Here is a 14,847-nt window from a genome sequence, read left to right on the forward strand (position 1 = left end):
CCGGGCGGCTACTCCGACTCCGCCTTGGCCGTCTCGGTGATGCTCTTGACGACCTCCTCGGGCGTCTTGGTGCCCCCGATCAGCTCGGCCACGGAGTCGTTGATCTCCTGGCCGACGGCCGGCGGGTACTCCTGGTCGAGGTAGAGCTGGAAGCCGGTCGCGGCCGCGAGGGTCTCGGAGACCGTCTTGACGTGGGGGTCGGTGACGGCCGCCTCCTCACCCTGCTTGAGCACGGGCAGCACGCCGCCCGCCTTGACGGCCTTGCTGTGGTTCTCCGCCTTGAGCGAGAACTTCAGGAAGTCCAGCGCCGCGGGCGGGGCGTTGACGCCCACGGCCAGGCCGCCGCCGCCGCCGAACGCGTCGCCGGGTGCCCCCTTGCCCCCCTCGACCGCGGGGAAGGTGAAGAACCCGAGGTCGTCGCCGAGGCCCTTGCCGGAGTCCTTCTGCACGGACGGGGCCCACTGGCCCATCAGCTCCATGCCGGCCTTGCCGTTGCCCATGGTCGCGGCCTGGCCGTCGGGGGTGGAGTAGTCGGCGCCCTGGAAGCCCTTCTGGAACGGCTGGAGGTCGACGAGTTCCTTGAGCTTCTGGCCGGCGGCGACGAAGTCGGGACCGGTGAAGTCGTTGCTGGTGCCGGCCTGCTTGAACGCCTCCAGCCCGGCCACCCGCATGGCCAGGTAGGACCAGTAGTAGTGGCCCGGCCACTTGGCCTTGCCCGCGAGGGCGATCGGGGTGGTCCCGTCCGCCTTCAGCTTCTTGACCGTGTCCAGGAACCCGGTCCAGGTGGTGGGGGGCTCGGTGATGCCGGCCTTCTTGAACAGCGCCTTGTTGTACCAGAACCCGACCATGCCGATGTCGGTGGGCAGCCCGTAGGTCTTGCCGTCGAACTGGTAGGCGGACAGGGCGGCCGGGGTGATGCCGCCGATGACGTCGGCGGCGTCGGACGTCAGGTCCTTGACCAGTCCCGCCTCGACGTGCTGCTTCAGGACGCCGCCACCCCAGGTGGAGTACAGGTCCGGCGCCTTGCCCGACTGGGTGAGCGTGGCCAGCTTGGGCTTGTAGGAGTCGTTCTCGATGGCGATGTTCTTGATCGTCACGTTCGGGTGGGCCGCCTGGTACTCCTTGATGCGCTCCGCCCAGAACGTCTTCATCGGTTCTGCCGTCGCCAGGTTCCAGAACTCGAAGGTGACCTTTTCAGAGCCGGCGGCCGCACCGGACGTGGCCCCGCCACCTTCTCCGCTCGTGCTGCAAGCTCCGAGAAGCAGCGTCGATACCGCCAGAGCCACCACGCCTCGCCGACTCAGCATGGGATCCCCTTTCGGGAGTGAGGCTAGAAAGTTTCATATGTACCCCGAATATTTCGTGACCCGGAGAATAGGTAAAATGGCGGTTACGCGTCAATAGTCGCCGAGGTAGTGATCCCATCCCGTGTCCCTCCCGTCCCGGTGTCCCTCCCGGTAGGGATGGTGAGGTTCCCGAAAGTTTTCGTTTAGTATTCGGCTCATGTCGACCACAAGGCGCGTGACGATCGCCCATATCGCCGAGCGGGCAGGGGTCTCCGCGCCCACCGTCTCAAAGGTCATCAACGGAAGGCCAGAGGTCGCCCCCGCGACCAGGCAGCGGGTGGAGCGGCTGCTGCGCGAGCACGGCTACCGGCGCAGGGGCGGCCAGGGCGACGGCCCCGCCGGGCTGGTGGACCTGGTGTTCACCGAGATCGAGAGCCCGTGGGCGATGGAGCTGGTGCGCGGGGTGGAGGCCTCGGCCCGCGAGGTCGGCGCCGGTGTGGTGATCTCGGTCCTGCACGACCGCGCCGGGCCGGGCCGGGACTGGGTGGAGCGGATCGCCGCCCGGCACACCGACGGGGCCATCCTGGTCGGCTCGCGGATCAGCGCCGACCGGCACGACCGGCTGGCCGCCCGGTCCATCCCCTTCGTGGTGGTGGACCCCGACGGCGAGCCGCCGGCCGGGGTCGCCTCGGTCGGGGCCACGAACTGGCACGGCGGGCTGGCCGCCACCCGCCACCTGCTGGAGCTGGGGCACCGCAGGATCGGGATGATCGGCGGCCCGCCCGGCATGCTGTGCAGCCGGGCCCGCGTCGACGGCTACCGCGCCGCGCTGGAGACCGCGGGCGTTCCGGTGGACCCCGCGCTCATCGGGTACGGCGACTTCCTGGTCGGCTCCGGACGCGACGGCGGGCACGAGCTGCTCTCCCTGCCCGACCCGCCGACCGCGATCTTCGCCGGCAGCGACATGCAGGCGTTCGGCGTGCTGGAGGCGGCCAGGCGGCGCGGCCTGCGGGTGCCCGGCGACCTGTCGGTGGTGGGCTTCGACGACCTGCCGCTGGCGCGCTCGGCCTGGCCGCCGCTGACCACGGTCTGCCAGCCGCTCCAGGAGATGGCGGCGCTGGCCACCCGGATGGTGCTCGACCCGTCCCCGGGCGGGCGCGAGCCCCGGCGGGTGGAGCTGGCCACCGAACTCGTCGTGCGGGAGAGCACCTCGCCACCGGCCGGGCGTTGACGCTCATCCGCGTGACGTCTACGGTACTCACACGAAAAGTATCTGTAATCTTGTGAAAGTTTCGGAAAGCGGGTTCCCGCATGTCTCGACGTCGCAGGACAGTACTGGTACCGATCCTCCTGCTCCCCCTGCTCGGCTCCGTCCCGGCCGCCGCCCAGGCCGGGCCCGAGGCCGGCACGACCGCCGCGCGGACCGGCTCGGGGACCGCCCCGGAGATCCGCCTGGAGCGCCACCGGACCCTCCAGCGGATCGACGGCTTCGGCTTCTCCCAGGCGTTCCGGCGCAACGAGCTGGTCCGCGCGCTGCCCGCCTCGTCGCAGCGGGAGATCCTGGACCTGTGGCTCAGCCCCACCAAGGGGGCCGGGCTGAGCATCCTGCGCCTGGGCATCGGCTCCTCCCCCACCGGCAGCCCGTACGACCTGATGTCCTCCATCCAGCCCGTCGACCCGGGCGGCCCGGACGCGCCGCCGAAGTACGTCTGGGACGGCGACGACGGCGGCCAGGTGTGGCTGGCCAAGGAGGCCAAGCGGTACGGCGTGAAGCGCTTCTACGCCGACGCGTGGAGCGCCCCGGGCTACATGAAGGACAACGGCTCCGACAGCAACGGCGGCTCGCTGCTCCCGGAGTGGCGCAAGGCGTACGCGAACTACCTGGTGCAGTACGCGAAGTTCTACGCCCGCGAGGGCATCCGCGTCACCGACCTGGGGTTCACCAACGAGCCCGACCTGACCGTCTCCTACGCCTCGATGCGGTTCACCCCGGCCGAGGCCGCGGACTTCGTCAAGGTGCTCGGCCCGGTCGCGGCCCGCGCCGGCATCAAGGTCGCCTGCTGCGACGCCGCCGGGTGGGCCCAGCAGCGCGAGTACACCAAGGCCATCGAGGCCGACCCGATCGCGCGCCGGTGGGTCGCCACGCACACCGGGCACCCCTACGTCAGCCCGGTGGACGGCCCGCTGCCCACCGACCGGCCCACCTGGATGTCGGAGTGGTCGCCCAACGGCGACACCTGGAACGAGGCCTGGGACGACGGCAGCGGCTACGACGGCTTCGCGGTCGCCCAGCAGATCCACGACTCGTTCACCGTGGGCGGGGTCTCCGGCTACGTCTTCTGGTTCGGCGCCTCGCGCGGCACCACCCGGGGCATGATCCAGATCGACCAGGCGACCTCCACCTACCGCGTCGCCAAGCGCCTGTGGGCGCTGGCCGCCTACAGCCGCTTCATCCGGCCCGGCGCGGTCCGGCTGGCCGCCGAGGCGCCCGACCCGGCGCTGAAGGTGACCGCCTTCCGCAACGCCGACGGCTCGGAGGTCGTCGAGATCCTCAACACCGCCACCACCGAGGTCTCCGCCAAGGTCACCACCAGGCCGGGGCGGGCCACCTCCTACCTGACCGACACCGCTCACTCGCTCACCGCCACCCCGCTGCCGGGCCTGCGAGGCGGCCGAGACCTCGTCCTGCCGCCCCGCTCCCTGACGACCGTGGTCGTACGATGAGGATCATGAGCCTCCCCCCGTCACCTTCGCCCGGAACGTCCCCCCTGCCGCGGAGCATCGCGGGGGGAGGGCGGTGATCCGGGCGGCGGTGGTGGGCACCGGCGGCATCGCGGGGATCTGCCACCTGCCCGCGCTGCGCTCCCAGGCCCACCGGGTCCGGCCGGTGGCCGCGGTGGACGTGGACGAGGCACGGGTGAAGGCGTTCTGCGCCGAGCACTCCGTCGAGGGGGCGTACACCTCGCTGGAGGAGATGCTGGAGGCCGAGCGGCCCGACCTGGTCCACCTGTGCACGCCCCCGCACCTGCACGCCGCGCAGGCGGTGGCCTGCCTGGAGGCGGGCGCCTGGGTGTGGATCGAGAAGCCCGCCTGCCTGTCGCTGGCCGAGCACGACCTGATCACGGCGGCCGAGGGGGCCGGCCGCGCCTCGGTCGTCTCCCAGCACCGCTTCGGCTCGGGCGCGCGGCACCTGCGCGCGCTCGCGCCCGAGCTGGGCCGCCCGCTGGTCGCGCTCTGCGTGACCACCTGGTACCGCGACGACGCCTACTACGAGGTGCCCTGGCGCGGCCGGTGGGAGACCGAGGGCGGCGGCCCCACGATGGGCCACGGCATCCACCAGATGGACCTGATGCTCTCGGTGCTGGGCGACTGGACGGAGATCCGCGCGATGACCGGCACGCTGGAGCGCCGGATCGAGACCGAGGACGTCTCCATGGCCACGGTCCGGTTCGACTCCGGCGCCATGGCCTCGGTCGTCAACAGCGTGCTGTCGCGGCGCGAGGAGAGCTACCTGCGCTTCGACTACACCGAGGCCACCGTGGAGCTGCGCCACCTGTACGGCTACCGCAACGCCGACTGGAGCTCCACCTCGGCGCTGTGGAACCCTCCCGAGGACCTGCCCAGCTCGCACGAGGCCCAGCTCGCCGAGCTGCTGGACGCCTACGAGCGCGGCGGGCCCCCGCCCATGGGCGGGGCCGACGGGCGCCGGGCCCTGGAGCTGATCACCGGCCTGTACGCCTCGGCGGCCACCGGCCGGCCCGTGCTCCGCGCCGACCTCGTCCCCGGCCACCCCTTCTACGACCGACTGGACGGACGCGGATGGAGCTGACCCTCACCGAGCGCGGCGTGCCGATCCTGCGCTACGTGTACGTGCCGGAGACACCGGTCTTCGAGTCACCGAAACCGTACTTCCACCCGATCCGCACCACGGCCGGCGACGTGGTCAGCGCCTACCGCCCGCACGACCACCGCTGGCACCGGGGGCTGCAGTTCACCGTCTCGGACCTGTCGGGGGAGAACTTCTGGGGCGGCGGCAGCTACGTCCGCGAGGCCGCCGGGTACGTGGACCTGCCGAACAACGGGACCATGCGGCACGAGGACTTCCCCTCCCCCGGCGTGGAGCGCCTGACCTGGCACACCCAGGGCGGCGAGCACTGGGTGGACGAGCTCCGGACCTTCGAGGTGCGCGACGTGGAGGAGGACTCCTGGACGCTGGAGCTGTCCACGGAGATCGTCAACGTGCGCGGCGCCGACCTGGTCTTCGGCAGTCCCACCACCAACGGCCGCCCGATGGCCGGCTACTGCGGCCTGTTCTGGCGCGGGCCGCGCTCCTTCGAGCACGGGACGGTGATCGCCGAGCGCGGCGACGGGCCGGAGATGATGGGCCGGGAGTCGGAGTGGCTGGCCTACGCCGGCAGGCACGACGAGGTCGACCGGTCCTCCACCCTGCTGTTCCGCAGCGCCCTGCCGACCGTCTGGTTCGTCCGCACCACGCCGTTCGCGGCCGTCAACCCCTCCATCGCCTTCCACGAGCCGCTCCTGCTGCCGCCCGGTGACACGCTGCGCCTGCGCTACCGGGTGACGGTGGCCACCGGCGCGTGGGACCGCGACCGGCTGGAGGCGTACGTGAAGGAGCACCCGTGGCCGGCGCAGGGATGAGCGGGACGGGTGCGGGCGGGACGAGCGCGAAGGAGGAGCCGTGTTCGGTGTCGGCGTGAGCGGCCTGTCCGTCTACGACGGGCCCGCCCCGGACGGCCTGCGGGGCGGCTCCCCGCACCTGCACACCCTCTGCTCCGAGGCGTACGTGGTGGTGGCCGGTTCCGGCACCGTGCAGACCCTGACCTGGAGCGGCTACCGGGAGACCTCGCTGGCCCCGGGCGAGGTCGTCCGGTTCACCCCCGGCACCGTCCACCGCCTGGTCAACGACGGCGGTCTGCGCATCGTGGTGCTGATGCAGAACAGCGGCCTGCCCGAGGCCGGCGACGCCGTCCTGACCTTCCCCTCCGACGTCCTGGCCGACCCCGGCCGGTACGCCGAGGCCGTGGGCTCGGACCCGCAGGAGCGCCGGGACCTGGCCGTCGAGGGGTTCCTCACGCTCCGCGACGGGGGCCGGGACGCCTTCGCCGCCTTCCTGGACGCCGCCGCGCGGCTGCTCGCGCCCCGGCTGGACACCTTCGAGTCCCGCTGGCGCCAGGGACCGCTGCGCGCCGCCCAGGAGACCGGGGAGCGGCTGGACGCCCTGCGCGCCGGTGATCTCGGCCACCTGCGCGAGGCCGGGGTCGACCGGGTCCCCGCCGTGCCCCGCGACGGCATGTGCGGCCACCTGCTGACCTACCCCGTCCCGTAGGACGCCACCCCCGTCACCGCCCCCGTCACCGCCCCCGTCACCGCCGCCGTCACCGCTGCCCTCACGAGCGAGGCGGATCCGGGCCCGTCCTTCGCGATCACGCCGGAGCCGGGGCGTCCGGTGCCACGGACCCGATGAGGGCCCGCAGGCCCTCGACCACCTCGGGCCCGGTGGGGGCGTGATCGGGGTCGAGCAGCCACTGCATCATGACCCCGTTCATCAGGGCGAGGTGCGCGGAGCCGAGGGTGCGCACGGTCCGCTCCGGGACGGCGTCCTCGTCCACCCCGGCCAGCGCGGACGCCGTGCCGCGGCGACCCTCCCGCTGGCCCGCCGCCAGCCGGTCGCGTAGCTCGGGAGAGTGCTCGGCCTGCACGAACGCCTCGGCGCTGGCGATCCAGAGCTTGCGGTGCGTGGTGAACGACCTGATCATCTCCGTCCAGAGCGCCTCGTAGCGCTGCGCGGGGGTCGCCCCGGGGCCGGCGTAGGCGCCCAGCGCCCGGTCGATCTCGGCCCCCCACTCCTCCATGGCCTGGACGAACGCCTCGACGAGCAGTGTCTCCCTGGACCCGAAGTGGTACCCGATGGCCGCGTGGCTCACCCCGCCGGCGGCCTCGGCGATGTCGCGGACGGTCGTCCGGGCCCATCCCCTCTCCAGCAGGCAGCGCTTGGCCCCGGCGAGCAGATCCTCACGATTCCCCATGCCACCGATCCTACCGATGCGTGGACCAAACGGTTAGACCATATGGATAAACCAAGCGGTTTGACCATTTGGACAAAAAGTCGCTACCGTCGGCGGCATGACGAACAACGGGAACGTCCTGATCTCCGGCGCGAGCGTCGCCGGCCCCGCCCTGGCCCACTGGCTGCTGAGGTACGGCTTCCGCCCCACCGTCGTGGAGCGGGCACCGGCCCTGCGCGACGGCGGCTACGCCGTGGACTTCCGCGGCCCGGCCGTGGACGTGCTGGAACGGATGGGCGTCATGGCCGAGGTACGGCGGCACAGCACCCGCATGGGCGACGCCACGCTCATCGGCCCCGACGGCCTGCCGTACGCGACCCTGCCGTCCACGGTGTTCTCCGGCGAGCTGGAGATCCTCAAGGGTGACCTGACGCGCGTCCTGTACGACCTGACCCGGGACCGTGCCGAGTACGTCTTCGGCGACTCCGTCACCGCCCTCTCCCAGGACGCCGACGGTGTGCGGGCCGACTTCGAGCGGGGCGAGCCGCGCGTCTTCGACCTCGTCGTGGGAGCCGACGGGCTGCACTCGGTCGTCAGATCCCTCGCCTTCGGCCCGGAGGCGCGCTACCTGCGGCCCCTGGGGCTGTACGGAGGCGTCTTCACCACCGCCAACTACCTGGGCCTGGACCACAGCGGACTGCTCTACAGCGCCCCCGGCAAGTCGGTGAACGTCTTCAGCGCCCGGTCCAACACCGAGGCGAGGGTGAGCCTCTCCTTCGCCGCCGACGGACTCGCCTACGACCGGCACGACACCGGCGCCCAGAAGAGGATCGTCGCCGAACGGTTCGCCGACGACGGCTGGGAGATCCCCCGGCTGCTGCGGCTGATGGACGAGGCGTCCGACTTCTGGTTCGACACCTCGGCGCAGGTGCGGATGGACGGCTGGTCGGACGGCCGGATCGTCCTGCTCGGCGACGCCGCCCACTGCGCCGCCCCCACCTCCGGGCTCGGGACCTCCCAGGCACTGGTCGGCGCGTACGTCCTGGCCGGCGAGCTGGCGAGCGCGCACGGCGGGTACCGCGAGGCCTTCGACGCCTACGAGCGCGAGATGCGCGCCTATGTCGAGGGCAACCAGCTGATCGGCGAGCAGGTGGCCGACCACCTCTTCGGGGTATCGGGCCGGACGATGCCCGACGTCCTCGCCGAGCCCGTCCCGGAGGAGACCGGCGACCGCATACGGCTTAAGACCTACCCGGCCTGACGCCGGCGACGTCCGCGGGCGTGCCGCCGGCACCGGCCCGGTCCGATGAGCGGGCGCCTTCCGGAGGCCCGCCGGCCGTCACCGGTCCCTCCGGTGGGCGAGGCGCCTTCCCGGGGGCCTGCCGGCCGTCACCGGCCCCTCCGGCCGGGATCGGCCACCTGGCGCGCCCGTACCGCGTCCACCGTGTGATCCGCACCGCCTTCTAGGCTGTGGGCATGGCACGAGCTAACGACGACGTCGCGTCCGCCCTGGAGGAGTACGCCGAGCTGTTCGCGATGAACGGCGGCGACGCCTTCCGGGTGCGCAGCTACCAGAAGGCGGCCAAGGCGATCGCCGGCCTGGCCGAGGACATCACGACCGTACCGGTGCGGAGCGTGCCCGGGGTGGGCGAGGCGATCGCCAAGAAGGTCGAGGAGTACCTGGGGCGGGGCGGCTTCCGCCAGCTCGACGAGCTGCGCGAGAAGGTCCCCCAGGGGGTGCGGCGGCTGACCCGGGTGGCCTCGCTGGGGCCGAAGAAGGCCGTCTTCCTCTACAAGGAACTGGGCATCGACTCCCCCGAGGCGCTGGCGAAGGCCATCCAGGAGGGACGCCTGGAGGGGGTCAAGGGCTTCGGCGCCAAGACCCTGGAGAACCTCCTGCGGGGAGTCGAGCACCTGGCGGAGAACAGCGCCAGGATGCACACCGGGACGGCCATGGACCTGGCCGAGCGAGTGATCGCCTCGCTGCCGGGCGCCGAGCGGATCGCCTACGCCGGGTCGCTGCGCCGGATGAAGGACACCGTCGGCGACATCGACGTCCTCGCGGTCGGCCCCGAGTCGCTGATGGACGACTTCAAGGCGCAGCCCTACGTCGCGGAGATCGTCGCCTCCGGCCCGAAGAAGACCTCGATCCGCACCGCCCACGGCGTCCAGGTCGACCTGCGCCTGATCCCCGCCGAGTCGTGGGGGGCCGCGCTGATGTACTTCACCGGCTCCAAGGAGCACACCGTGCACCTGCGGGAGATCACCGTGAAGAAGGGCTGGAAGCTCTCGGAGTACGGCCTGTTCGAGGGGGAACGGGTGATCGCCGCCGCGACCGAGGAGGAGGTCTTCGCGGCGTTCGGCATGCCGTGGATCCCGCCGACCCTCCGCGAGGACGGGGGCGAGATCCCCGCCGCGCTCGCCGGCGAGCTGCCCGTGCTGGTCACCGTCGAGGACCTGCGGGGCGACCTGCACACCCACACCGACCTGACCGACGGTATCGCCTCGCTGGAGGACATGGTCGCCGCCGCCCACGCCCGCGGGTACTCCTACTACGCGGTGACCGACCACGCGCCCGACCTGGCGATGCAGCGGATGACCCTGGACAAGGCCCTGGAGCAGCGGGCGCGGCTGCGCGCGCTGCAGGAGCGGTACCCGGACATGCGGCTGCTGCACGGCAGCGAGCTGAACATCGCCCCGGACGGCTCGGTCGACTGGCCCGCCGAGGTGCTGGAGGGGTTCGACGTCTGCGTGGCCAGCGTGCACTCGCACTTCAACCAGTCGCGCGAGGAGATGACCCGGCGGTTCGTCACCGCCTGCGAGAACCCGAACGTGCACATCATCGGCCACCCCACCACCCGCAGGATCGGCATCCGCCCGCCGGTGGACGCCGACTGGGACGAGGTGTTCCGCGCCGCGGCCCGCACCGGCACCGCGATGGAGATCGACTCCTTCCCCGACCGCTCCGACCTGCCCTCGGACCTGGTGCGGCTGGCCCGCCACCACGGGGTGAGGTTCTCCGTCGACAGCGACGCCCACGCGGTGCCGCACCTGGACAACCAGCGCTTCGGCATCGGCGTCGCCCAGCGCGGCTGGCTCACCGCCGACGATGTGATCAACACCTGGCCGCTGGAACGGCTGCTGGCCTTCCTGGGGCGCTGAGATGGCGGAGGTCCGCTGCGTCTTCGGCGTCTTCGGCGTCCCCGGCGTCCGCTGCGTCCGCTGCGTCCGCTGCGTCCCCGGGCCGGTCGGGGCACCCGGGGTGGCCGGGGCGGCCGGGTCCATCGGCCGGGACGAAACGAGAGGGGTGACAGAAGCGTTCCGTCCTTCGCTATTACCGGGTTTCCTGGTAGGAAATAGATGTAGAAGAAGGGGTGGTGCCGGATGCCGTACGAGAAGACCCGACACGAGACCGCCTACCGTCGCGACCGGGCGGGCGGGAACGCGATGACCACCGAGGACGACGACGCGCGGGAGGGGCGCCCGGCCCCGGGGATCGTCAAGCCGCTGCCGCCGGAGCTGTTCACCGAGCACGAGACCAACGCGGAGATGCGCTGGGAGGCCATGGGGGACGTCGGCTTCCACGTGCCCAACGAGCGGTTCTTCGTGCGCAACCACACCCGCACCCCGATCGTCGACGCGGAGACCTGGCAGCTGCGCCTGCACGGCAGCGGCCTGGCCGCCCCGCGGAGCTTCGGCTACCGGGAACTGCTCGCGCTGCCCTCGGTGACGCGCGACGCGGCGATCGAGTGCGCGGGCAACGGGCGGAGCCTGTTCGCCTCCCAGCAGCACCGCCGGGCCGAGGGCACCCCCTGGGGCCTGGGAGGCATCGGGGTGGCCCGCTGGCGCGGGGTGCCGCTGGCCACCGTGCTGGAACGGTCCGGCCTCACCCCGGACGCCGTCGACGTGATGGCCCGCGGGCTCGACCCCGTCTACGTGACCGACGACGGCGTGGACTACGGACGGGTGCGCCGCCCGATCCCGGTGGCCAAGGCGATGCACGACGTCCTGCTGGCCTACGAGATGAACGGCGAGCCGCTCCCGCCCGACCACGGCCATCCGGTACGGCTGGTCGTCCCCGGCTGGATCGGCCTGGCCTCGATCAAGTGGGTCGGCGACATCGAGGTCTCCGCCGCGCCGCTGTTCTCGCCGTGGAACACCGAGTTCTACCGGATGTTCGGCGACGCCTACCCGCCCGGGGGCGGTCCCCCGCTGACCGTGCAGGGCGTCAGGAGCGCGTTCGAGCTGCCCTGGGACGCCACCCTGACCGCGGGGCGGCCGCACGTGCTGCGCGGCCGGTCCTGGTCGGGAGGCGGCCGGATCGCCGACGTGGAGGTGAGCCTGGACGGCGGCGCCCACTGGCAGCGCGTCGCGTTGCGCGGCCCCAACACGGCGGCGGCCTGGACCCGCTGGCAGGTCGTCTGGAGGCCGGAGCGGACCGGCCCGCACCTGCTGCTGGCCCGCGCCACCGACGAGACCGGCGCGGTCCAGCCCGACCGCACCCCGCACAACGACTTCGGCTACCTCTTCGACGCCGTCGTCCGCCACCCGGTGACCGTCGTGGACGGATGACCCCGGCCCGTGCCGCCCGGAAGGCATGCCCACGGCATGAAAGGGGAAGACTACTCACGGTGACGATCGGCCGGGCCGCCCGGCCGTCCCGGAAGGGCGGCCCCGGTCCCGGGGAGGAAACGAGAGGGAAACGTGCCGGGGTGATGATGGCGACGCGTGTTCCCCCGTCTTCCAGGAGGCTCGATCGATGCGCCAGCTGACCGCGCTCGACGCCCAGTTCCTCCACGCCGAGTCGGCGACCACCGCGGCCCACGTCGCGGGGCTGGCCGTCCTCGCCCCGTGCCCCGGGGGATCCGCGAACCCCCGTGGCTCCGAGGGCCCGGCAGGCTCCGGGGGTTTCGGGGATTCCGGGGACCCCCTGGGCTCCGGGGACGCCGGCAGCTCCGGGGGCGCCGCGACCGTCACCCGCGAGCGCCTGATCGGGCTGCTGCGCGAGCGGCTGCACCTGACCCCGGCGCTGAGGATGCGGCTGGTCACCGTGCCGTTCGGCCTCGACCGGCCGTACTGGACCGAGGACACCGGCGTCGACGTGGCCGACCACGTCCACGAGGTGACCCTCGCGCCCCCGGGTGACGACGCCCGGCTCGCCGAGGAGGTCGCCCGGATCCACGAGCGGCACCTCGACCGGACCCGCCCGCTGTGGGAGATGCACCTGATCCACGGCCTGACCGGCGGCCGGGTCGCCCTCTACGCCAAGGTCCACCACTGCGCCATCGACGGCGTGTCCGGGGCGGAGACGATCGCCGCGCTGCTGGACCTGACGCCCGAGCCGCGCGCCGTCGAGCCGCCCCCGCCCCCGACCGCGCCGGCGACCACCGCCCCCGGCCTGGCCGGGATGCTCGCCGGGGCGATGGCCAGGACGGTGCTGCAACCGGCCCGGACGCTGTACTCGCTGGGCCGCATGGCGGCCGAGCTCGACACGATGCCTCTGGCCTCGGCGTTGCCGGGCGCCCGGCAGGTGGCCGCGGCGGCCACCCGGATGGTCACCGGAAGGATGGAGGAGCTGCCCGAGCTGCCCGTGCTGGCGGCACCGCGCACGCCGTTCAACGGCCCGATCGGCGCCGAGCGGCGCTTCGCCTTCGGGTCGATCCCGCTCGCGGACGTCAAGCGGATCGCCAAGGACGCGGGGGCCAGCGTCAACGACGTGGTCATGACGCTCTGCGCCTCGGCGCTGCGCGCCTGGCTGCGCGAGCGCGACGCCCTCCCCGACCGGCCGCTGATCGCCGCGGTCCCGGTCGCGCTCCGCGACGGCGGGTGCGGGCGGCTGGGCAACCAGATCTCCGTCATGGTCACCCCCATCCCGACCGATCTGGCCTGCCCGCGCGAGCGTCTGCGGGTCATGGCGGGCACGATGCGCGCGGCCAAGCGGCGCTTCGCCGGCTCCCCCGCGGGGTGGCTGGGCGAGCTGTCGTCGATGCTGCCGGCCGCCGTCACCGCGCTGGCGACCTCCGCGGTGTTCCGGCTGGCCTCGATCGTGCTGCCGCCGGTCAACCTGATCGTCTCGAACGTGCCCGGCCCGCAGCTCCCGCTCTACCTGTGCGGGGCCAGGGTGCTCGCCTACCACCCCATGTCGGTGCTGACCGACGTGAGCGGCGGGGTCAGCATCACCTGCTTCTCCTACGACGGCTCGCTCGACTTCGGCATCCTGTCCTGCCCGGACCGGGTGGCCGACGTGTGGCGGCTGATGAGCCACCTGCGGGAGGCCATGGACGAGCTGGGGGACCACCCGCGGGCGGAGGGCGGGCGGGTCCCGGCCGGCCGCGGCGGCGGGGACGTCTCCCTGTTCCGGTAGGTCATGTCGTGGCGTCCGGGGTGGGAGCGCGGCCCGGAGGACCGGTCGTCGCCGATGCCCGGCAACCGCGCGATTATTCGCGAAATAGAGTTAGCCCATGAGCTTTTCTGAGCTGAACCTGTTCCCTCTCTGCCTCGGCGGCAACGTATTCGGCTGGACCGCGGATCGAGACGACTCGTTCGCGGTACTGGACGCCTACGCCGAGGCGGGCGGCAACCTCGTCGACACCGCGGACCTCTACTCCGGTGGGGTGTCGGAGACCATCGTCGGCGAGTGGATGGCCTCGCGCCGTAACCGCGACCGGATCGTGGTCGCCACCAAGGTGGGCATGTGGGGCGAGCGGCCCGGTCTGTCGGCGGCCAACATCCGCGCGGCGGCCGAGGACTCGCTCCGCCGGCTGGGCACCGACCACATCGACCTGTACTGGGCCCACGTCGACGACGCGGACACGCCCCTGGAGGAGACCCTCGGCGCGTTCGACGCGCTGGTCACCGAGGGCAAGGTCCGCAACATCGGCGCGTCGAACTACGGCGCCGAGCGCCTCAGCGAGGCGATGCGGATCTCCGAGCGGGACGGCCTGGCCAGCTACGGGGTGCTCCAGCAGCACTACAACCTCCTCGAACGCGACTACGAGGGGGCGCTGCGCGACGTGGTCATCGAGCAGGGGCTGACCAGCACGCCCTACTACGGCCTGGCCCGTGGCTTCCTGACCGGCAAGTACCGTCCCGGGGTCACCGTGGACAGCCCCCGGGCGGGAAAGGCGGCGGAGTACCTGGAGTCGGAGCGGGGCCCGCGGGTCCTGGACGCGCTGGACAAGGTGGCCGCCTCGCACGGCGTCGCCCCCGCCACCGTCGCGCTCGCCTGGCTGGCCGCCCAGCCCACGGTGGCCACGCCGATCGCCAGCGCCCGCAACGTCGAGCAGCTGCGGCCGTTGCTGGCGGTGGCCGGTCTGACGCTGTCGGAGGACGAGCTGGCCCTGCTGGACGAGGCGTCCCGCTGACCGGGTGAGACGAGCGGGGCCCGGCCGCGTCGCGGCCGGGCCCCGCGGGCCGGTCGGGGACCGGCCCGGATCCTGTCCGGATCCGGTGGTCCCCGCCGGTAACCCACCGGGACCGGCGGCGTCCTCGATGCCGCCGGTCCCGGGTCCGGCCGGTGACGGCCGGGCGTGCCG

General features: G+C 72.8%; 12 protein-coding genes. 10 read left to right on the top strand and 2 right to left on the bottom strand.

The features are described 5' to 3' along the window. Window positions 1-8: 8 nt before the first annotated feature. Complete coding sequence (locus tag ABD832_RS27170) at window positions 9-1,307, bottom strand: extracellular solute-binding protein (RefSeq protein WP_344900347.1); 1,299 nt, start codon at window positions 1,305-1,307, stop codon at window positions 9-11. Window positions 1,308-1,503: 196 nt separating this feature from the next. On the opposite strand from ABD832_RS27170, the gene ABD832_RS27175 reads away from it, so the two are divergent. From ABD832_RS27175 to ABD832_RS27195, 5 genes are all read left to right on the top strand, one after another. Then, a complete protein-coding gene (locus ABD832_RS27175) occupies window positions 1,504-2,517 on the top strand; it encodes a LacI family DNA-binding transcriptional regulator (protein WP_344900349.1) in 1,014 nt (337 codons plus the stop codon). A gap of 80 nt (window positions 2,518-2,597) precedes the next feature. Beyond that, on the top strand, window positions 2,598-4,010 hold the full coding sequence (locus ABD832_RS27180) for a glycoside hydrolase family 30 protein (protein WP_344900351.1): 1,413 nt from the start codon (window positions 2,598-2,600) through the stop codon (window positions 4,008-4,010). Between the two features lie 76 nt (window positions 4,011-4,086). Further along, window positions 4,087-5,115, top strand: coding sequence for a Gfo/Idh/MocA family protein (locus ABD832_RS27185; protein WP_344901759.1), 1,029 nt, complete (start codon window positions 4,087-4,089; stop codon window positions 5,113-5,115). Beyond that, window positions 5,106-5,945, top strand: a complete 840-nt coding sequence (locus ABD832_RS27190; RefSeq protein ID WP_344900353.1) for a DUF6807 domain-containing protein — start codon at window positions 5,106-5,108, stop codon at window positions 5,943-5,945. The genes ABD832_RS27185 and ABD832_RS27190 overlap by 10 nt, the downstream gene beginning before the upstream one ends. Before the next feature lie 40 nt (window positions 5,946-5,985). Beyond that, on the top strand, window positions 5,986-6,633 hold the full coding sequence (locus ABD832_RS27195) for a cupin domain-containing protein (protein WP_344900355.1): 648 nt from the start codon (window positions 5,986-5,988) through the stop codon (window positions 6,631-6,633). A gap of 97 nt (window positions 6,634-6,730) precedes the next feature. Here the strand turns inward: ABD832_RS27195 and ABD832_RS27200 are convergent, their stop codons facing one another. Beyond that, window positions 6,731-7,333 carry a TetR/AcrR family transcriptional regulator gene (locus ABD832_RS27200; protein WP_344900357.1) on the bottom strand — a complete coding sequence of 201 codons (603 nt, stop codon included), beginning with the start codon at window positions 7,331-7,333 and terminating at the stop codon, window positions 6,731-6,733. Window positions 7,334-7,430: 97 nt separating this feature from the next. Here ABD832_RS27200 and ABD832_RS27205 point away from each other — a divergent pair, with 97 nt between their 5' ends. From ABD832_RS27205 to ABD832_RS27225, 5 genes are all read left to right on the top strand, one after another. Further along, window positions 7,431-8,573: an FAD-dependent monooxygenase gene (locus ABD832_RS27205; protein WP_344900359.1), complete on the top strand. Its 1,143-nt coding sequence runs from the start codon at window positions 7,431-7,433 to the stop codon at window positions 8,571-8,573. Window positions 8,574-8,788: 215 nt separating this feature from the next. Then, window positions 8,789-10,474: a DNA polymerase/3'-5' exonuclease PolX gene (gene polX, locus ABD832_RS27210; RefSeq protein WP_344900361.1), complete on the top strand. Its 1,686-nt coding sequence runs from the start codon at window positions 8,789-8,791 to the stop codon at window positions 10,472-10,474. Between the two features lie 222 nt (window positions 10,475-10,696). Then, window positions 10,697-11,884, top strand: coding sequence for a sulfite oxidase (locus tag ABD832_RS27215; RefSeq protein ID WP_344900363.1), 1,188 nt, complete (start codon window positions 10,697-10,699; stop codon window positions 11,882-11,884). Between the two features lie 187 nt (window positions 11,885-12,071). After that, window positions 12,072-13,676, top strand: a complete 1,605-nt coding sequence (locus ABD832_RS27220; protein ID WP_344900365.1) for a wax ester/triacylglycerol synthase family O-acyltransferase — start codon at window positions 12,072-12,074, stop codon at window positions 13,674-13,676. 97 nt (window positions 13,677-13,773) lie between these two features. Continuing rightward, window positions 13,774-14,676 carry an aldo/keto reductase gene (locus ABD832_RS27225; protein WP_344900367.1) on the top strand — a complete coding sequence of 301 codons (903 nt, stop codon included), beginning with the start codon at window positions 13,774-13,776 and terminating at the stop codon, window positions 14,674-14,676. Window positions 14,677-14,847 lie beyond the last annotated feature (171 nt).

Source organism: Streptosporangium longisporum, from assembly GCF_039534895.1.
Lineage (GTDB): Bacteria > Actinomycetota > Actinomycetes > Streptosporangiales > Streptosporangiaceae > Streptosporangium > Streptosporangium longisporum.

What these genes read in the sequence shown, in the direction of transcription:
- ABD832_RS27170 (WP_344900347.1), bottom strand. Translation starts at nt 1,307, where the DNA reads ATGCTGAGTCGGCGAGGCGTGGTGGCTCTGGCGGTATCGACGCTGCTT.
- ABD832_RS27175 (WP_344900349.1), top strand. Translation starts at nt 1,504, where the DNA reads ATGTCGACCACAAGGCGCGTGACGATCGCCCATATCGCCGAGCGGGCA.
- ABD832_RS27180 (WP_344900351.1), top strand. Translation starts at nt 2,598, where the DNA reads ATGTCTCGACGTCGCAGGACAGTACTGGTACCGATCCTCCTGCTCCCC.
- ABD832_RS27190 (WP_344900353.1), top strand. Translation starts at nt 5,106, where the DNA reads ATGGAGCTGACCCTCACCGAGCGCGGCGTGCCGATCCTGCGCTACGTG.
- ABD832_RS27200 (WP_344900357.1), bottom strand. Translation starts at nt 7,333, where the DNA reads ATGGGGAATCGTGAGGATCTGCTCGCCGGGGCCAAGCGCTGCCTGCTG.
- ABD832_RS27205 (WP_344900359.1), top strand. Translation starts at nt 7,431, where the DNA reads ATGACGAACAACGGGAACGTCCTGATCTCCGGCGCGAGCGTCGCCGGC.
- polX (WP_344900361.1), top strand. Translation starts at nt 8,789, where the DNA reads ATGGCACGAGCTAACGACGACGTCGCGTCCGCCCTGGAGGAGTACGCC.
- ABD832_RS27215 (WP_344900363.1), top strand. Translation starts at nt 10,697, where the DNA reads ATGCCGTACGAGAAGACCCGACACGAGACCGCCTACCGTCGCGACCGG.
- ABD832_RS27220 (WP_344900365.1), top strand. Translation starts at nt 12,072, where the DNA reads ATGCGCCAGCTGACCGCGCTCGACGCCCAGTTCCTCCACGCCGAGTCG.
- ABD832_RS27225 (WP_344900367.1), top strand. Translation starts at nt 13,774, where the DNA reads ATGAGCTTTTCTGAGCTGAACCTGTTCCCTCTCTGCCTCGGCGGCAAC.